15 protein-coding genes are annotated in these 18,476 nt (G+C 44.5%); 10 read left to right on the plus strand and 5 right to left on the minus strand.

Annotation, left to right across the window (positions count from 1 at the left end; genetic code table 11):
- The first annotated feature begins 84 nt into the window (after positions 1–84).
- The 4 genes from wecB to C511_RS0114865 all read left to right on the plus strand — a co-directional run bounded on the left by wecB (position 85) and on the right by C511_RS0114865 (position 6,212).
- Positions 85–1,170 (plus strand): non-hydrolyzing UDP-N-acetylglucosamine 2-epimerase, encoded by a 1,086-nt coding sequence (gene wecB, locus C511_RS0114850; protein ID WP_024995773.1) that lies wholly within the window; start codon positions 85–87, stop codon positions 1,168–1,170.
- A 185-nt stretch (positions 1,171–1,355) separates the two neighbouring features.
- Positions 1,356–3,932 (plus strand): DUF5686 and carboxypeptidase-like regulatory domain-containing protein, encoded by a 2,577-nt coding sequence (locus C511_RS0114855; protein ID WP_027318352.1) that lies wholly within the window; start codon positions 1,356–1,358, stop codon positions 3,930–3,932.
- A 9-nt stretch (positions 3,933–3,941) separates the two neighbouring features.
- Positions 3,942–5,213 (plus strand): replication-associated recombination protein A, encoded by a 1,272-nt coding sequence (locus tag C511_RS0114860; protein WP_024995774.1) that lies wholly within the window; start codon positions 3,942–3,944, stop codon positions 5,211–5,213.
- A 42-nt stretch (positions 5,214–5,255) separates the two neighbouring features.
- Positions 5,256–6,212: a D-2-hydroxyacid dehydrogenase gene (locus tag C511_RS0114865; RefSeq protein ID WP_024995775.1), complete on the plus strand. Its 957-nt coding sequence runs from the start codon at positions 5,256–5,258 to the stop codon at positions 6,210–6,212.
- Positions 6,213–6,448: 236 nt separating this feature from the next.
- Here the strand turns inward: C511_RS0114865 and C511_RS0114870 are convergent, their stop codons facing one another.
- From C511_RS0114870 to C511_RS0114880, 3 genes are read right to left on the minus strand one after another with little or no spacing between them, the layout of a single operon-like run.
- On the minus strand, positions 6,449–7,597 hold the full coding sequence (locus tag C511_RS0114870; RefSeq protein WP_024995776.1) for a cytochrome d ubiquinol oxidase subunit II: 1,149 nt from the start codon (positions 7,595–7,597) through the stop codon (positions 6,449–6,451).
- 6 nt (positions 7,598–7,603) lie between these two features.
- Positions 7,604–9,157 carry a cytochrome ubiquinol oxidase subunit I gene (locus C511_RS0114875; protein WP_027318353.1) on the minus strand — a complete coding sequence of 518 codons (1,554 nt, stop codon included), beginning with the start codon at positions 9,155–9,157 and terminating at the stop codon, positions 7,604–7,606.
- 13 nt (positions 9,158–9,170) lie between these two features.
- Entirely contained in the window at positions 9,171–9,386 is a 216-nt protein-coding gene (locus C511_RS0114880; protein WP_024995777.1) for a DUF4492 domain-containing protein, read from the minus strand.
- Between the two features lie 189 nt (positions 9,387–9,575).
- Here C511_RS0114880 and C511_RS0114885 point away from each other — a divergent pair, with 189 nt between their 5' ends.
- The 6 genes from C511_RS0114885 to C511_RS0114910 are packed head-to-tail and all read left to right on the plus strand — an operon-like array spanning position 9,576 to position 15,934.
- Positions 9,576–10,907 (plus strand): TolC family protein, encoded by a 1,332-nt coding sequence (locus C511_RS0114885; RefSeq protein WP_024995778.1) that lies wholly within the window; start codon positions 9,576–9,578, stop codon positions 10,905–10,907.
- Between the two features lie 10 nt (positions 10,908–10,917).
- The gene (locus C511_RS0114890; protein ID WP_226992434.1) at positions 10,918–12,117 is read left to right on the plus strand and encodes an efflux RND transporter periplasmic adaptor subunit; all 1,200 of its coding nucleotides are present in this window, start codon (positions 10,918–10,920) and stop codon (positions 12,115–12,117) included.
- 53 nt (positions 12,118–12,170) lie between these two features.
- Positions 12,171–12,914: an ABC transporter ATP-binding protein gene (locus tag C511_RS0114895; RefSeq protein WP_024995780.1), complete on the plus strand. Its 744-nt coding sequence runs from the start codon at positions 12,171–12,173 to the stop codon at positions 12,912–12,914.
- Between the two features lie 11 nt (positions 12,915–12,925).
- Entirely contained in the window at positions 12,926–14,146 is a 1,221-nt protein-coding gene (locus C511_RS0114900; protein ID WP_024995781.1) for an ABC transporter permease, read from the plus strand.
- A gap of 25 nt (positions 14,147–14,171) precedes the next feature.
- On the plus strand, positions 14,172–15,239 hold the full coding sequence (locus C511_RS0114905) for a sensor histidine kinase (RefSeq protein WP_024995782.1): 1,068 nt from the start codon (positions 14,172–14,174) through the stop codon (positions 15,237–15,239).
- Positions 15,236–15,934 (plus strand): LytR/AlgR family response regulator transcription factor, encoded by a 699-nt coding sequence (locus tag C511_RS0114910; RefSeq protein ID WP_024995783.1) that lies wholly within the window; start codon positions 15,236–15,238, stop codon positions 15,932–15,934. The genes C511_RS0114905 and C511_RS0114910 overlap by 4 nt, the downstream gene beginning before the upstream one ends.
- 295 nt (positions 15,935–16,229) lie before the next feature.
- On the opposite strand, the gene pgl is transcribed toward C511_RS0114910, so the two are convergent.
- Together pgl and zwf are read right to left on the minus strand one after the other, a co-directional pair.
- Positions 16,230–16,940: a 6-phosphogluconolactonase gene (gene pgl, locus C511_RS0114920; RefSeq protein ID WP_024995784.1), complete on the minus strand. Its 711-nt coding sequence runs from the start codon at positions 16,938–16,940 to the stop codon at positions 16,230–16,232.
- The gene (zwf, locus tag C511_RS0114925; protein ID WP_051260544.1) at positions 16,937–18,460 is read right to left on the minus strand and encodes a glucose-6-phosphate dehydrogenase; all 1,524 of its coding nucleotides are present in this window, start codon (positions 18,458–18,460) and stop codon (positions 16,937–16,939) included. The genes pgl and zwf overlap by 4 nt, the downstream gene beginning before the upstream one ends.
- Positions 18,461–18,476 lie beyond the last annotated feature (16 nt).

The raw sequence follows: 18,476 nt of genomic DNA on the forward strand, positions 1-18,476 counted from the left end.
TCTAAGCATTTTATATGCAAAGAAACAAATAAATTCCAAAAGAAACCGTACTTTTGTTCATCGAAAAAGTATCATAAAAAAGAAATGAAGATAACAATAGTTGCAGGGGCACGCCCCAATTTCATGAAGATTGCGCCTATCATCAGAGCCATAGGGGCTGCGCAAGCTCAGGGTAAACGAATCTTTTACAGGCTTGTTTATACAGGTTCCAAAAACGATGCCAGTTTAGATGCATCCTTATTTGCCGACCTTAACATGAAAGCTCCTGATGTATATCTGGGCGTAACGGGAAATAACCCCACAGAACTAACCGCAGGCATCATGATTGCGTTTGAACGAGAACTGGCTCAAAACCCGGCACACGTTGTATTAGTGGTTGACGATTTGACTTCTACCATGAGTTGTGCCATTGTTGCCAAGAAACAAAACATAAAAGTAGCGCATCTGGTGGCAGGAACACGTTCGTTTGACATGAGCATGCCCAAAGAAGTAAACCGAATGATTACGGACGGACTGTCTGATTACCTTTTTACCGCCGGCATGGTAGCTAACCGCAACCTGAACCAGTCGGGCCTGGAAAACGAACACGTATACTATGTAGGAAATATATTGGTAGACAACATCCGTTACAATCGTCACCGGTTATTGCGCCCCGTTTGGTTTGACGTGCTAAACCTGAAAGAACAAAACTATTTGTTATTCACGATGAACCGTCACGCCATCCTTACTAATAAGGAGAACCTAAAGCAACTGATGCAAACCCTCGTGAAGGAATCAAACGGCATGCCCATTGTGGCTCCGCTACACACCTATGTAGCCGATGCGATCAAGGAATTGAATATTCAGGCCGACAACCTTCACATACTTCCGCCGCAAAGCTATTTGTTCTTCGGATACCTGATGAACAAAGCCAAAGGCATTATAACCGACTCGGGTAACGTGGCCGAAGAAGCCACTTTCCTTGGCATTCCGTGCATAACACTTAACACTTACGCCGAACACCCGGAGACTTGCAGCATGGGAACCAATGAACTGGTGGGCGAAGATGCCGCACAACTGGCTACCGCCCTGGGCAAGTTAATGAAAGATGAATGGAAAGAAGGCACCCTGCCCGAACGATGGGACGGAAGAACGGCCGAAAGAATTATACAAATATTATCAGAGGCATAAAAGAATATAGACATAAAAATGCATAGTTACCCTGTTCAAAAAGAAATTGAGCAGGGTATTTTCATTTAAGAGTGGTCATATTCTCCTATTTAGCGGTTTAGAATTCACAAAAGTTGCATAAAAACTGTTACAACATGAGGTTTATATCAACAATTTGCTAACTTTGTAACCTTATTACATTAGGTATGAAGAATATATCTCGCAAACTAATAATACTATTCTTACTGACAATAATTGTCCCGAAAGCCTTTGGACAGCTTACAGGCGTAGTTACCGACTCCATTACCAATGAGCCGTTAATGTACATATCTGTTTTTTACGAAGGAAAAGGCGTGGGCGGCATCACAGATGTTAACGGCGTGTATAAAATTGAAACACGCAGAGGTTGGAACAAAGTGACCTTCTCGGCCATCGGATATGTAACCAAAGTAGTAACCATCCCCTCAGGAGCAAAAGAGTTGAACGTCAAGCTATCTCCGGCAGACATTCAATTGAAAGAAGTGGTGATCAAGCCTCAAAAAGAAAAGTATTCCAGAAAAAACAATCCGGCAGTGGACTTCATGCGCAAGGTGATTGCTAACAAATCTGCTTTACGAATAGAAGAAAATGACTACTTCAAGGTAGACAAATACCAAAAGATGAAGACGTCTTTGAATGACATCACCCCGGAAAAGCTAGAGAAGGGCGTCTACAAGAAGTTTTCGTTCCTGGCCAAACAGGTAGAAGTATCGCCTCGAACCAATAAGATGATTTTGCCTATCTCCATTCAGGAAACTGCTTCGCAAATTCTGTATCGCAAAGATCCCAAGACAGAAAAAACAATCATAAAAGGGGTGAATACCAGCGGAATAGATGAACTCTTTTCAACAGGTGATATGTTGTCAACGGTATTGAAAGATGTCTTTTCGGACGTGAACATATACGACAACAACATCCGATTGCTGCAAACACCTTTTGTGAGTCCCATTTCGGAATCGGCCATTTCGTTCTATAAGTTTTACCTGATGGACACGGTTATGGTTGACAAGCACGAGTGTGTGCACTTGACTTTCGTGCCGCAAAACTCACAAGACTTCGGCTTCACAGGGCATTTGTACGTATTGAAAGACTCTACTTACGCCGTGAAACGCTGCCTGATGAACCTACCAAAGAAATCGGGAGTCAACTTTGTGGAGAATCTCGACATTATTCAGAACTACGAACAACTGTCGAACGGACAATGGGTGCTAACCGATGATGACATGATTGTGGACTTGGCTTTATTCAAATCCATGCAAGGCATACAAGTGGAGCGCACAACGAAATATACCAGCCACTCTTTCGATCCGATTGAAGCACGTTTATTCAAGTTGAAGGGCGATGTAATTAAAGAGACTGACATGTTAACCAAAACGGATGAGTTTTGGTCGACCTACCGACAAGTGCCGCTCACGAAAACGGAGAGCAGCATGGACTTGTTTGTCAATCAGCTACAACAAATTCCGGGCTTCAAATTCATTATTTTCGGTGCCAAGGCATTGATTGAAAATTATGTGGAGACAGGAACAAAAGACAATCCCAGCAAGTTCGACTTCGGACCTATTAACACCATGGTGTCAAGCAATTACATTGACGGAACACGTTTGCGTCTGAGCGGCCAAACAACCGGAAACTTTGACCCGCATTGGTTTTTAAGCGGCTATGCAGCCTATGGTTTCAAGGATCAGAAATGGAAATACAAAGGCGAATTGCTTTATGCGTTCAACAAACGTAAATACCTTCCGTGGGAATATCCTAAAAACAACCTGAGCTTCTCATATAGTTACGATGTGATGTCACCCATGGATAAATTCCTGGCAACAGACAAAGATAACGTTTTCGTAGCCTGGAAAACAACAACAGTTGACCAGATGTCGTACGTGCGCGATGCCACGTTGACTTACGATTTGGAGACTGCCGGAGGCTTCTCTATCAAACTGATGGGAAGAAACCGTAACGATGAACCTACAGGTAAACTGGAATATCTTCGTAACGACGCCACGCTGACCGATGATCAAGCCAGAATTCATGATATTACAACAACGGAACTGAACGCAACGCTGCGTTATGCACCGGGCGAAACTTTTGTGAACACCAAACAACGTCGTTTCCCCGTGTCGCTGGATGCACCGGTATTTACCCTTTCGCACACCATGGGTGTAAAAGGAATTATGGGCGGCGACTATAACTTCCACCTCACCGAAGCCAGTGCATGGAAACGTTTCTGGCTGTCTTCTTGGGGAAAAATCGACATCACTTTCAAAGGAGGTATTCAATGGAGCAAGGTTCCGTTCCCATTGCTTATATTACCGGAGGCCAACCTCTCGTACATTACGCAGCGCGAAACCTTCAACCTGGTTAACAACATGGAGTTCCTGAACGACCGATATGCATCGGCCTCGTTTACGTATGATATGAACGGAAAGCTTTTCAACCGCATTCCGCTCATCAAAAAATTAAAATGGAGGGAAGTATTCCGCTTCCGCGCGCTCTACGGATCGCTGACCGACAAAAACAATCCGTACGAGAATCCCAATGATAAGGATCTTTTCCGCTTCCCCACACGAGACGGTATGCCTACCAGTTTTGTGATGGATCCTAAAGTTCCTTACCTAGAAGCAAGTATCGGTATTCATAACATCTTCAAGATATTGCACATTGAATATGTACGCCGGTTAACCTATCTGGACAACCCCAACATCAACAAAGAGGGAATCCGGTTCATGATGATGATGACTTTTTAAAATGTACGTATGCAACCACTGGCGGAAAGACTAAGACCTAAAACATTAGATGACTACATAGGACAGAAACACTTGGTAGGACCGGGTGCCATTCTGCGCAAAATGATTGATGCGGGGCGCATCTCTTCGTTCATCTTGTGGGGACCTCCGGGCGTTGGTAAAACAACTCTTGCGCAGATCATAGCCAACAAGCTGGAAACTCCTTTTTACACCTTGAGTGCTGTTACTTCGGGGGTGAAAGATGTGCGCGATGTAATTGAAAGAGCTAAAAGCAACCGCTTCTTCTCTCAAGCCAGTCCCATTCTGTTTATTGACGAAATTCACCGCTTCAGCAAGTCGCAACAAGACTCTTTGCTCGGAGCCGTTGAACACGGCACGGTAACACTCATTGGCGCAACGACCGAGAATCCGTCTTTTGAAGTGATCAGACCACTCCTCTCCCGCTGCCAACTCTACGTGCTTAAGTCGCTCGAAAAGGAAGATTTACTGGAATTACTCGAAAGAGCCATCCGAACAGATGAAATACTGAAGCAACGCGAAATTACGGTGCAAGAAACCTCAGCGATGTTGCGCTTCTCGGGTGGTGATGCCCGCAAACTGCTCAACATATTGGAACTGGTGGTGGAATCGGAAACCGAGAACAAAGTGGTGATAACCGATGAAATTGTCACCGAACGCTTGCAACAAAATCCGCTGGCATACGACAAAGACGGCGAAATGCACTACGACATCATCTCGGCTTTCATCAAATCGATTCGCGGAAGTGACCCCGACGGTGCCATATACTGGCTGGCGCGTATGGTGGAAGGCGGTGAAGATCCTGCTTTTATTGCCCGCCGACTGGTTATTTCGGCCGCTGAAGACATCGGGTTAGCTAACCCCAATGCTTTACTGCTGGCCAATGCCTGCTTCGATACGCTGATGAAAATAGGCTGGCCCGAAGGACGTATTCCGCTGGCGGAAACGACTATTTACCTAGCCACGAGTCCGAAAAGTAATTCGGCCTACATGGCTATTAACAGCGCCATTGAATTAGTACGCGAAACAGGCAATCTGCCCGTGCCTTTGCACTTGCGAAATGCCCCCACCAAGCTGATGAAACAGTTGGGTTACGGGCAGGAATACAAATATGCCCACAGTTACGAAGGCAATTTTGTGAACCAGCAGTATTTGCCCGACGAGGTGAAGGAGCGTCGTATATGGCAACCGCAAAACAACGCGGCTGAGAACAAACACCTGGAGCAGATGAAGCAACTGTGGGGTGAGAAGTACAACAAGTAAACCTGCCCGGCTCTTTGCAACCGGAGCATAAAATAAAATCGTATGAAAATAGTAGTTTTAGATGGTTACGGGCTAAACCCCGGCGATTTGTCGTGGGATGCAGTGAGCCAACTGGGCGAACTGACCGTTTACGACCGCACTTCCTCCGAAGAGGTCATAGAGCGCTCGGCAGGTGCCGAGGCAATTCTGACAAACAAAACCGTCATTAGCGCCGAAATCATGGAGGCATTGCCTGATCTTAAATACATCGGCGTACTGGCCACGGGCTACAATGTGGTCAACGTTGGTGCCGCCCGCGAAAAAGGTATCGTGGTAACCAACATCCCGGCATACAGCACGCCATCTGTGGCGCAGATGGTTTTTGCACACATCTTGAACATTGCTCAGCAAGTGCAGCATCATTCCGAGGAAGTACGCAAAGGAAGGTGGACTAACAATGCCGACTTTTGTTTCTGGGACACGCCGCTTATTGAACTTCGCGAGAAGAAAATAGGATTGGTGGGACTGGGTCATACGGGTTTCAACACCGCCCGCATCGCTATTGGTTTTGGCATGCAGGTTACGGCTTATACTTCCAAATCATCTTTGCAATTGCCGCCTGAAATCAAGAAGCGTACGCTGGATGAGCTCTTCAGCGAATGTGACATCGTTAGTTTACATTGCCCGCTTACCGACGAGACCAAAGAATTGGTCAACGCTGAGCGTCTTCGTTTAATGAAGCCTACGGCCATACTCATCAACACCGGTCGCGGACCGCTGGTGAACGAGCAGGATTTGGCCGATGCGCTAAATGCCGGTAAGCTCTATGCCGCCGGACTCGATGTGTTATCGAGCGAACCGCCCAAGGCCGATAATCCGTTACTCACAGCACGGAACTGTTACATCACTCCGCACATTGCCTGGGCTAGCCTGGAAGCTCGTACTCGTTTGATGGACATTCTAGTAGAAAACATCAAAGCCTTTCAGGCAGGTAAACCGGTTAACAATGTAGCCCGATAAGCGTCCGGTTACGAGGTTTTCAACGCCTCACGGACTTTTTCTAAAACCTCTTTATGTTTTTTAAAAAGACCATTATGTTTTTCAAAAACATAAAGAGGTTTTTTCTAGGCCTACGATTTAAAATTGTTGACCTGCAAATAAAAAAAGTTGGCCTACGATTTTAAATCCTAGGCCAACTTTTTATGGTCTTGTCACGACCGGATGAAAAACCATCTCAATCGTTACGGGAAGTTGCATTAATAAGCATGACCGCTCCCGTTAATCTCTTCCGTATCAATCTTACGGTTATCGATGCTTCGCCACGCATAAAAGATATAAGCCAGCACAAACGGCACCAAAATGGAAACGTAAGCCATGGTTTTCAACGTGAACAAACTGGAACTACTGTTGGCCAGCGTCAGCGAACTTTGCAAATCAACAGCCGACGGATAGTAAGCCGTGTCATTGTATCCGGCCACGAGCAATAAAGACAACACCGTAAATACGGTTCCTATTCCCGAATACCAAACACCTTTGTCGAACTTCTTACTAAAAATGCTTCGTCCGATTCCAAAGAGAACCAGCACCACTCCCACCAAGAAAGTGACCAATATAGTAGGCATCTCTATGAAATTGATAGCGTATTTATAAGGTTGCATAAAAATCTCCTGTGTATCGGGATTTACTGCGTAGCCTTCGGCCAACAAGGTCCTGATGACAAACGACAGGAAAAACACTAAGAACAACAGTGCATTAGGAATTAAAGCCTTGCGGGTACGCAAATTCAACTCTTCATCGTTGATGTTATTCAAAAAGTAAAGCAACCCCTGCACCCGTGCCAGGAAGAACACAGCCAAACCAAGCGCCACATTCCACGGATTAAGAAGCGCATCGAGTCCGTGCCAGCTGTTGGCCCAACTACTTATAACGGGCATCACGCTGTCGGTTATGTTTTCTTTATTCACTAAGAAGTTGGAACCGGTAAAGAAAGTAGCCACTGCCCCACCCAATAAGAGCGGACCCAGTACACCATTGATAACCAGAAACATCCGATAAGTTTTCTGTCCCAACAAATTGCCTGCCTTACTTTGAAACTCATAGCTCACCGCCTGAAGCACAAAGCTAAAGAGAATAATCATCCACAGCCAATAAGCCCCGCCAAAACTTGTGCTGTAAAACAACGGGAAGGAGGCGAAGAAACCACCACCAAATGTGACCAGCGTGGTAAAGGTAAACTCCCATTTTCGTCCGGTTGAGTTCACCATCATCTTACGCTGAGCTTCTGTTTTGGGTAAGGAGAGCAACAATGAATTGCCTCCCTGAACAAACAGAAGGAATACCAGTATGGCAGCCAGCAATGATACCACAAACCACCAATAATGTTGAAGTAAAACGTATGTATCCATAGTATGTTATTTATTTAGTTCGGGTCCTTTTTTGATTTCGCGCAGCATAATACCCACTTCGGCAATCAGCATCACGGTAAACAATACAAGGAAAATATAGAATGTTAACTGTACGGAGCCTACGCTAACGCGCGACACGGAAGCCGCTGTAGGCAGCAAATCTTGAATAGCCCACGGTTGACGACCGCATTCGGCAACTACCCAGCCTGCTTCGGCGGCTATGTAACCCAGCGGAATAGTCAGCAAAGCAATCCAATGCATCCATTTCATTTCGGCAAGCTTGTCTTTGTAAACCAGGAACAACACCACGGCAAAGAACAGAATAAAGTAGAAACCTAGCATAACCATAATGCGAAATGCATAGAAAGTAATCGGAACATTGGGCACCAGATGGTGTACATCTTTAATGTATCCGTACCCAAAGTAAGCCATGTTCTCTTGCAACGTAACATAAGCTGAGTCGGCCGTTGCTGTGTTTCCTTCTTTCTTTGCCGAACGATAGGAAGCCAATGCGGCAATGGCCTTCTTCCCCCGCTCTATTTTCTCTGCTGCCGAGAGCGCCACCGTGCCGTCTTTTTGCACGTATCCGCCTTCAATAATGTCTTTCACCCCCGGCACAAATGCATTCAACTCGCGCTTTGCAAGCAAAGAAAGCATCTGTGGTATTTCTACACGGAAGATAAAAGGATCTTTCCCGTCGTTATATTTCTCTTTGTCGGGGTTGAGTAAACCCACAGCCACCAGTCCGGCACCTTCTCTTCCTTCGTAATATCCTTCCATAGCGGCCAGTTTCATGGGTTGTGTTTTAGCAACCTGATAACCGGAGCCGTCGCCCGTCCAAGCCGAGAGCAAGGTGGATACCAATCCAAAGATCGCTCCTATTTTAATGCTTTGCAAAGCAAACTCTTTGTGGCGTTTCTTGAGTAAGAACCAGGCGCTCACGCCCACAACGAAGATGGCTCCCAGCACCCATCCTGAAAGAACGGTGTGGAAGAACTTGTTAACGGCTACGGGAGAGGTGGCCACCGCCCAGAAATCGACCATTTCATTGCGCACGGTGTCGGGGTTGAATTCCATCCCTACCGGGTATTGCATCCAGGCATTGGCAACAAGAATCCACCAGGCCGACAAAGTCGCTCCCAGTCCGGTGAGCCACGTTGAAGCCAAGTGAAAGCCTTTGCTTACTTTGTTCCACCCGAAGAACATCACAGCTATAAAGGTAGCTTCCATAAAGAATGCCAGCATGCCTTCAATAGCCAGAGGAGCTCCAAATATATCGCCCACAAACCAAGAGTAATTACTCCAGTTCGTTCCAAACTCAAACTCCAAAATAATTCCGGTGGCAACACCAACGGCGAAGTTAATACCAAACAACTTCATCCAGAACTTGGCCGTGTGTTTCCAGAACTCATTGCCTGTTTTGTAATAAAGAGTTTCCATAATGCCCATAACCACAGCCAGTCCCAGCGTTAGCGGAACGAAAATCCAGTGATACATGGCGGTCAAAGCAAATTGAGCTCTCGACCAGTCGACCAGTGAAGTATCAATACTTTCTATCATAATGTACTAAAAATTAAGGATTTGCACGATTAATTAATTCTTTGCCCACAAACTCTTCCTTGCTTTCGCCCTCGGGGCGGCTATTCAGAAAGTTTGGGAAAAAGAAAAGTTTTAAAATAAAGAACATGATAAACAGTTTTATCAGAATGATGAGCCACAGAGTTTTACCCAGTGTCATACTCCGAAAGCCCTCATAGTAGAAGTTCCAAATGCGTTTTATAATATTCATATCCGTATCATTCTATAATTATTGAGCTTTACAAAGCTAACAATAATCTAATTACAAACAAATAAACAAAAAGCAATTATCGATGAATAAAACACTTTGGACGATACATTTTGTTCAGCGGTCTATCTATTTTGTTGCTAAAAAAGTATCAAAGTAACTTTGTTGCCAGTAATATCAATAATAAGAATTATGATAAACGTCAAAAAGATCACAGTATTCATGGTAGGACTTGCCACTGTTTGCAGCGGCTTGTCGGCTCAAACGGTTGAACGCCCTGCCGAGTGGACACTGAGCAATTGCATTGAATATGCATTGCAGCAAAACATAAGTGTACGGAAGAACAGAATCTCTGCGGAAAGCAGCAGCATTGATGTCAAGACAGCCAAGGCAGCTCTCTTCCCGAGCCTCTCGTTTAGCACCAGTCAGAACTACGTAAACCGTCCGCTCACCGAAGACAACAGTCAGAAAGAAAACAGCTACAACGGCAATTACGGACTAAATGCGTCGTGGACTGTTTACAACGGTGGTAGGAATCTTAAGACTATTGAACAGCAGAAGCTGAACAGCCGTATAGCGGAGCTTACGGTTTCTGAAAGTGAAAACGACATTCAAACCTCTATCACTCAAATTTATGTGCAGGTTCTCTATGCAGCCGAATCGGTGAAAATCAACGAAAGCACGTTGAAGGTGTCCGAAGCACAAAGAGACCGTGCCAAAGAGTTGCTTGCTGCCGGTTCCATTGCTCAAAGTGATTACGCTCAGCTGGAATCGCAGTGCAGTACAGATAAATACCAACTGGTTACGGCACAAGCTGCTTTGCAGAACTATAAATTACAATTAAAACAATTATTGGAACTGGATGGCGAAGAAGAAATGCAGATAGCTATGCCGGCCTTGGCCGACGCCGATGTGTTGAATCCGCTGCCCACTAAAATGGATGTTTACAGAACGGCATTGGCTTTACGCCCGGAGATCGAGGCAAGTAAGTTGAGCGTTGATGCTTCAAAACTTAGCATTGCCATTGCCAAATCGGGCTACATGCCAACTCTTAGTCTGAGTGCAGGTATCGGAACAAGTCACACCAGCGGAAGCGACTTTACCTTCAGTCAACAGGTAAAGAACGGTTGGAATAACTCTCTGGGGCTAACTATTTCGGTTCCTATCTTTAATAACCGTGAAACCAAGAGCGCCGTTCAGAAAGCCAAGCTGCAATATCAGAGCAGTCAGCTCGATCAGCTCGATCAGGAAAAGACGCTTTTCAAAACAATAGAGAGTCTTTGGCTGGATGCCAATAGTGCGCAGCAAAGTTTCGCTGCTGCCAGTGAAAAACTCCGCAGCACGGAAGTCAGCTACAACCTGATCAGTGAACAATTTAACTTGGGAATGAAGAATACCGTTGAGCTGCTCAGTGAGAAAAATAATCTTTTGTCGGCCAAACAAGAGGTGTTACAAGCCAAATACATGGCGATACTCAACAGTCAGCTCCTACGTTTCTATCAGGGAGAAAATATAAAATTATAAATAAAGAACGATGATGAATAAAAAGAAAATCACCCTTGTCGTTGCTGCCATACTCGTTGTCGGTGCAGCCGTGTGGATGTTCTGGGGGCCAGCGCCCAAAAACAAGGTTACTTATGAAACAGCTAAGGTAACCAAAGGCAACATCAGTAATTCGGTAACAGCTACCGGTACCATCGAACCTGTTACTGAAGTGGAAGTAGGTACTCAGGTTTCGGGTATCATCAATAAGATTTATGTTGATTATAACAGTGTGGTCAAAAAAGGACAGGTTCTTGCCGAGCTGGATAAAATAAACCTGCAAAACACATTGGCCACGGCTAAAAGTAATTTGCAGAACGCTAAGACGGAGTATGATTATCAACTGAAGAACTATACTCGTATAAAGACATTGCACGAAAAGAAGCTTGTTTCCGATACGGATTATGAAACGGCTTGGTACAGCTACGAGAAGGCGCGCAACTCTTATAACATTAGTCGCAACGATTTGGCAAAGGCTGAAACGAATCTGGGTTACGCCACCATTTATTCTCCTATCGATGGCGTGGTGTTGAGCCGGGCTGTGGAGGAAGGACAAACAGTAGCTGCTTCTTTCAGCACGCCTACTCTGTTTACCATCGCCAACGACCTCACAGACATGCGGGTAATTGCCGATGTGGATGAGGCCGATATAGGTGATGTGCAGGAAGGTCAACGTGTAACCTTTACGGTAGATGCATTTCCTAATGATACTTTTGAGGGTAAGGTCACTCAGGTACGCCAAGAGGCCACCACCACCAGCAACGTGGTTACGTACGAAGTGGTTGTTTCTGCCCCCAATCCTGATTTGAAGTTGAAACCGGGACTGACTGCCAACATCACCATTTATACGCTCGAAAAGAATAATGTGCTAAGTGTTCCTGCCAAGGCTTTGCGCTTTACGCCTGAAAAGGGAATTATCGGTGCGGAGGACAAAGTGGTTGATGCTCAGGGTGAACATAAGTTGTGGACACGCCAAGGCAATACGTTCAAGGCACATGCGGTTACAGTGGGCATCAGCAATGGTGTGATGACTGAAATTACCGGCGGAATCAGCGAAGGTGATGTGATTATAACAGGTGCAACCAGCGGAAAGATGCCGGGTGATGGTGCATCGGCATCTCAGGGCGACAGTGGTGCGCAGAAGGAATCGTCTCCTTTCATGCCCAGCCGACCGGGAAGTAAGAAGAAGTAAGGTCACGGGGTTCTTACTGAATCCCGATGACTACAAACAAAAGCGTTTATGTGATGAAGAAAATTATAGAATTAACGGATATCAAGCGTAACTTTCAGGTAGGTGAAGAGACGGTGCATGCACTTAGGGGCATCTCGTTTACCATCAACGAGGGAGAGTTTGTTACAATCATGGGAACCTCGGGTTCGGGCAAGTCAACCTTGCTCAACACATTGGGTTGCCTGGATACGCCCAGCAGCGGCGAATATTTACTCGACGGCATTCCGGTACGTACCATGATCAAAAATGAAAGGGCCATACTGCGAAACCGAAAGATCGGGTTCGTTTTTCAAAGCTACAACCTGCTGGCTAAAACTACTGCGATTGAAAACGTGGAGCTGCCGCTTATGTACAACGCAGCCATCAACGCCACCGAGCGAAAGAACCGTGCCGTTGAAGCATTGAAGGCGGTGGGCTTGGGTGATCGTTTGATGCACAAAAGCAATCAGATGAGTGGCGGACAAATGCAGCGTGTGGCCATTGCCCGGGCATTGGTTAACAATCCGGCCGTGATCTTGGCCGATGAGGCAACGGGTAACCTCGACAGTCGCACTTCTTTTGAGATTTTGGTTCTTTTTCAACAGCTTCACAAGGAAGGGAGAACCATCATTTTTGTAACGCATAACCCGGAAATTGCTCAATACAGCAGTCGCAACATTGTGTTGCGCGACGGACAAGTGAAGGAAGATAAAGTGAACCCTTCCATCCAGTCGGCTGCATCGGTGCTGGCATCGTTGCCGCTTCCGGAAGAATTATAACTGACCAAATTATGAATGGAACTAATTTATTTAAAATAGCATTACGGGCTTTGGCCAACAACAAGCTCCGGGCTTTTCTTACCATGTTGGGTATCATCATCGGAGTTGCTTCGGTGATTACCATGCTCGCCATCGGACAAGGTTCGAAGAGAAGTATTCAAAGTCAGATAGCCGAGATGGGATCAAACATGATTATGATTAATCCCGGTGCCGATATGCGTGGCGGTGTTCGTCAGGATCCCAGCGCCATGCAGACGCTGAAGTTGGCCGACTTCCATGCCTTGCAGGACAAGACCAAATACTTGTCGGCCGTGAGTCCCAACGTGAGCAGTTCGGGGCAGTTTATTTATGGAGCCAACAACTATCCGGGTAGTGTAAGTGGGGTTAACACCGACTATCTCAGCATCCGTCAGTTGAGTGTGGAAAACGGTGACATGTTTACGGATGCCGATATACAAAGCAGTTCAAAAGTCTGTGTTATCGGTAAAACCATTGCCGATAATCTTTTCCCCGATGGAGGTGATCCGGTGGGACGTATCATTCGTTTCAACAAAATTCCTTTTCGCATTGTGGGGGTGCTCAAAGCCAAAGGTTACAACTCCATGGGACAAGATCAGGATGCCGTTGTATTGGCTCCGTACACCACCGTGATGAAACGTTTGTTGGCGGTTACTTATCTGCAAGGTATCTTTACCTCAGCTCTTTCGGAAGATATGACCGATCAGGCTACAGAAGAAATTACCACACTTTTACGCAGTAACCACAAACTGAAAGATGGTGATGATGATGACTTCAACATTCGTTCGCAACAAGAGTTAAGCACCATGCTCAATTCTACAACCGACTTGATGACAACGTTGCTCGCCTGTATTGCCGGAATCAGTTTAATTGTAGGTGGTATCGGAATCATGAACATCATGTATGTAAGTGTAACTGAGCGAACCCGTGAAATAGGTCTGCGTATGTCGGTAGGTGCTCGCGGCATTGATATATTGAGCCAATTTCTCATTGAAGCTATCTTAATCAGTATTACCGGAGGTATTATTGGAGTTATAATAGGTGTAGGTGCTTCCTTGGGAGTAAAGGTGTTGGCTCATTGGCCCATTTACATTCAACCGTGGAGTGTCATGCTTAGCTTTGCAGTTTGTACCGTAACGGGGGTATTCTTTGGTTGGTATCCTGCCAAGAAAGCAGCCGATTTGGATCCTATTGAGGCTATCAGATACGAATAACAAAAATAATTGTATATTTGTAAATATGAAACAACCTGTTAACACCAAGCCGTTTGGCGTAATCATACATATCATCAGCTGGGGTATTGTATTTGGCTTCCCGTTCTTCTTCTTAGAGCGGGGAACCAATGTGTTCAATTGGAGCATCTACCTGCGGCACATGACGGTTCCTCTGGCTTTTCTTATTGTGTTCTATATCAACTATCTTGTTTTAATTCCACGTTATTTATTCACTAATCAGAACCGGAAGTATATCATTTATAATGTCTTTTTAGTGATCATAATGGGAATTGCACTTCAAGTGTGGCAAGAATTGAGTTTCACTTTAATGGAACCTAATATTCCCAAACGAAAACCGAATGCACCGCCCCGGTGGATTTTCACACTCAGAGACACGGTTAGTCTTATCTTTACCATCGGATTAAGTGCTGCCATACGCATGAGCGGCAGGTGGCGTGAGTCGGAACTGGCTCTTCGTGAAGCTGAAAAGAGCAGAACGGAAGCTGAGTTAAGGAATTTGCGTAACCAGTTAAATCCGCACTTCTTACTCAACACGCTGAATAATATATATGCATTGATCGCATTCAACAGTGATAAAGCACAGCAAGCTGTGCAAGACTTGAGCAAACTGTTAAGGCATGTACTTTACGAGAACCAACACACGTATGTGCCACTGGGACAGGAAGCAGATTTTATTCAGAATTACATTGAACTGATGCGCATACGCCTTACCGATAATGTTAAGGTGGAAACTGTCATTGACATCCAACCGGAAAGCAAGACATTCATTGCACCACTTATTTTTATCTCGCTCATTGAAAATGCGTTCAAGCACGGCATCTCTCCTACCGAGCCTAGTTTTATTCGCATTGTACTCAACGAAAAGCCCAACCTCATTTACTGTGAGATAACCAACAGTAATTTCCCAAAGAATAAAATGGATAAGAGTGGTTCGGGCATCGGACTGGAGCAGGTAAGCAAACGCCTTGAATTACTTTATCCCAACCATTACAAATGGGAAAAGTATCTGTCGGCCGACGGAAAGGAATATATTTCTAAATTATATCTCACCCCAACAAACAACAGATTATGATATTGAATTGCGCAATAGTAGACGATGAACCTCTTGCACTAAGCTTGCTGGAGAGTTACGTTAACAAAACTCCTTTCCTCAACCTGACAGGAAAATATTCAAGCGCCATGCAGGCCATGAAAGAATTGCCCGACATGAAGGTAAATCTTTTGTTCCTCGACATACAAATGCCGGAACTTAACGGATTAGAGTTTTCGAGAATGGTTGACTCTCAAACACGTATTGTATTTACTACGGCTTTCGGTCAGTATGCTATTGACGGTTACAGAGTCAATGCGCTCGACTATTTATTGAAACCGATCTCTTACCCTGATTTTCTGCAGGCAGCCAATAAAGCACTTCAATGGTTCGACCTGGTTCAAAAGCCGGAAGAAAAGGAAAGTATTTACGTAAAAAGTGACTACAAGCTGGTACAAATTGAATTGAAAAAGATACTCTACATAGAAGGGCTAAAAGATTACATCAAAATTTATCTGGAAGATTCTCCTAAACCCATACTCTCTCTGATGAGTATGAAATCAATGGAGGAACTCTTACCTACCAATCGTTTTATGCGAGTGCACAGATCATATATCGTTCAAAAAGAGAAAATACGTATCATTGATCGCGGAAGAATTGTTTTTGATAAAACTTATATTCCTATAAGCGACAGTTATAAACAGGCCTTTCAAAGTTTTCTTGATGAAAGAAGCTGATCTTTCAGCCGTTTCGTCGATAAAAACCTAAATTTTATTGATTATTGTTTGCGTATTAAAAATGTTCTCTATATCTTTGCACCGAACAGATAGGAGTTGTGAAACTCCGCAATAGAATAGTTTAGTTAAGTCTAGTTTAGTTTTTGTGTTAGTATCCTCCTTCCGGTAGCGTCCGGGTAAGGAGGATATTTTTTTATATATCCCATATTTCCTGCTCAAAATAAAAAAGCCTGCCCCCTTTCGGAAGACAGACTTCATTACACATATTACAATCAAATAATCAAAAAAACATTCTTTATTTAAGCTTAGCAGCTGCACTCTGATCAAGGAATAATTCAACTTCACGTGCATGATGCGCCACATAAGCAGCCGGACCCGTATCGCCCGACATACAAATCTCTGACACTACATCAGCCTTTTCTTTTCCCATAATCAGGAAGATAACCTTTTCGGCATTGATAATGGGTTGTCCAGTCAACGCAATCCGACTCTGACCACTGTTGGGATTATAAGTAGCCTCGTAAACTTCTGATGAAGTAAGCAAGTGTTCTTGTCCCGGAAAGATAGAAGAAGTATGTCCGTCATTACCCGCTCCTAACAAAACAATGTCGAATACAGGCATATCGTTTTCCACGGGTAAGTTTTTCCTTACCAAATGTGAGTAACGAACAGCTTCATCAGCAGGCTTATTCTCACCCATTATCCTGAATATGTTTGAATGCGGAATGGGGACTACGTCGAGCAATAACATACGCATCATGCCGTAATTGCTCTCGGAGTTTTCCGGGCGAACACAACGCTCATCAACCCACCAAACCTTAATACGTTCCCAAGGAGTTATATTACTATATTCATTTGCCCACACATCAAACATCAATGCGGGAGTTGAGCCACCACTGAATGCAATATGAAAGACCTTTTCGGGTTCATCATTCAAAAGTTTAATGAGATGCAAGGTTAATGCACGCGCCGTTTCTATGGAAGATGGATAAATGAACCTTTTCATAACTCGCAATATTGATCAGTATTCGTTAAATTCTTACAGGGGTTGGTCCACTCTGCTCCGTGTTCATGCATCATCGCTTCACTTTCAAGTGGTCCCCAGGTGCCAGCCGGATAGCCATACAAAGGAGCATCTGCATTGTTAGTCCAATAGTTCAGCACCGGATCAAAGAACTTCCAGGAAGCCTCAACAGCATCACTGCGAGTAAAGAGCGTTGCGTCACCTAAAATACAGTCTTCTATTAGTCGCGCATAAGCATCGCCCGAAGGTACACCTCCCAGTTTATCATAACTAAAGTCCATGGTCACTTGTTTGATTTCAAAGCCTGGTCCAGGCATTTTCATTCCAAACTTAAGAACAATCCCTTCGTTAGGTTGCAAACGCAAGATAAGTTTATTAGCCATTGGATGCTCATTTCCATCTGCAGAGTGAAACACCTGATGAGGAGTTTCTTTGAAGTGCACAACAATCTCCGTTACCTTGGTCGGCATTTGCTTACCTGTACGAATATAAAAAGGCACTCCGCTCCATCTCCAATTGCTGATACCCAGCTTCATAGCGATGTATGTTTCTGTACGTGATTCGGGATTTACTCCTTTTTCTTCACGATATCCTTTCTTTGAATTGGAAGCCGTATATTGACCTCTTACAATGTGTTCGTTCAAATCAACTTCATTTAAAGGAGTCAGCGACTCATATACCTTCACCACTTCATTTCGGAAGTTATCGGCATTGAACACGGCAGGTGGTTCCATGGCTGTAAGTGCCACCAATTGAATAAGGTGGTTTTGTACCATGTCTCTCAAAGCTCCTGCTGTTTCATAAAAACCTCCACGCGACTCAATACCTAGGTTTTCGACGGCCGTCACCTCCACATAATCAATGTATTTCCTGTTCCACAGGGGTTCAAATATGCCGTTGGCAAAACGAAATGCCAGCAAGTTCTGCGCTGTTTCCTTGCCAAGGAAATGATCAATACGATAAATCTGCCTTTCTTCAAAAACAGAAGAATATATCTTATTAAGCTTTTGTGCCGACTCCAGATCATAGCCAAAAGGTTTCTCAACAATGATGCGTGAATTTTTGGTATTCAGCTTCCACTTTTTCAAATGCAGAGGTATCACACCATATAAAGAAGGAGGAGTAGCCAAGTAAAACAAAACATTATCTGGACGCTCTTCACCTCCCAATTCTTCCAGCCTACAGCTTAACAATCCGTATTCTGATTCAATGGCAGGATCAATAGATAAATAGTATAAATGAGAAATAAACGCATCTATCCATGTTTCATTCTGATCTTCTTCCTTAATAAATTTCTTAATCTCATCCAATATATACGAACGATATTGGCTATCTGAATAAACCGTTCGTCCCACACCCAGTATGGAAAATTCCTTTGGCAAACGATTATCTTTAAACAAAGAGTAAAGTGCAGGCATCAACTTACGCTTGGTCAAATCGCCCGAAGCGCCGAAGATTACCATTACAAAAGGTTTGTCTGCCGTGTATATGCGATTATTCATCATAACTCATTCAAAT

Source organism: Bacteroides graminisolvens DSM 19988 = JCM 15093 (assembly GCF_000428125.1).
Classification (GTDB): Bacteria; Bacteroidota; Bacteroidia; order Bacteroidales; family Bacteroidaceae; genus Bacteroides; species Bacteroides graminisolvens.

Bases quoted from the DNA above. Each gene is read 5' to 3' on its own strand.
- pgl (WP_024995784.1), bottom strand. From the start codon at position 16,940: ATGAAAAGGTTCATTTATCCATCTTCCATAGAAACGGCGCGTGCATTA.
- C511_RS0114875 (WP_027318353.1), bottom strand. From the start codon at position 9,157: ATGATAGAAAGTATTGATACTTCACTGGTCGACTGGTCGAGAGCTCAA.
- C511_RS0114860 (WP_024995774.1), top strand. From the start codon at position 3,942: ATGCAACCACTGGCGGAAAGACTAAGACCTAAAACATTAGATGACTAC.
- C511_RS0114890 (WP_226992434.1), top strand. From the start codon at position 10,918: ATGATGAATAAAAAGAAAATCACCCTTGTCGTTGCTGCCATACTCGTT.
- C511_RS0114910 (WP_024995783.1), top strand. From the start codon at position 15,236: ATGATATTGAATTGCGCAATAGTAGACGATGAACCTCTTGCACTAAGC.
- C511_RS0114880 (WP_024995777.1), bottom strand. From the start codon at position 9,386: ATGAATATTATAAAACGCATTTGGAACTTCTACTATGAGGGCTTTCGG.
- C511_RS0114900 (WP_024995781.1), top strand. From the start codon at position 12,926: ATGAATGGAACTAATTTATTTAAAATAGCATTACGGGCTTTGGCCAAC.
- C511_RS0114885 (WP_024995778.1), top strand. From the start codon at position 9,576: ATGATAAACGTCAAAAAGATCACAGTATTCATGGTAGGACTTGCCACT.
- C511_RS0114905 (WP_024995782.1), top strand. From the start codon at position 14,172: ATGAAACAACCTGTTAACACCAAGCCGTTTGGCGTAATCATACATATC.
- wecB (WP_024995773.1), top strand. From the start codon at position 85: ATGAAGATAACAATAGTTGCAGGGGCACGCCCCAATTTCATGAAGATT.
- C511_RS0114855 (WP_027318352.1), top strand. From the start codon at position 1,356: ATGAAGAATATATCTCGCAAACTAATAATACTATTCTTACTGACAATA.
- C511_RS0114895 (WP_024995780.1), top strand. From the start codon at position 12,171: ATGAAGAAAATTATAGAATTAACGGATATCAAGCGTAACTTTCAGGTA.
- C511_RS0114865 (WP_024995775.1), top strand. From the start codon at position 5,256: ATGAAAATAGTAGTTTTAGATGGTTACGGGCTAAACCCCGGCGATTTG.
- C511_RS0114870 (WP_024995776.1), bottom strand. From the start codon at position 7,597: ATGGATACATACGTTTTACTTCAACATTATTGGTGGTTTGTGGTATCA.
- zwf (WP_051260544.1), bottom strand. From the start codon at position 18,460: ATGAATAATCGCATATACACGGCAGACAAACCTTTTGTAATGGTAATC.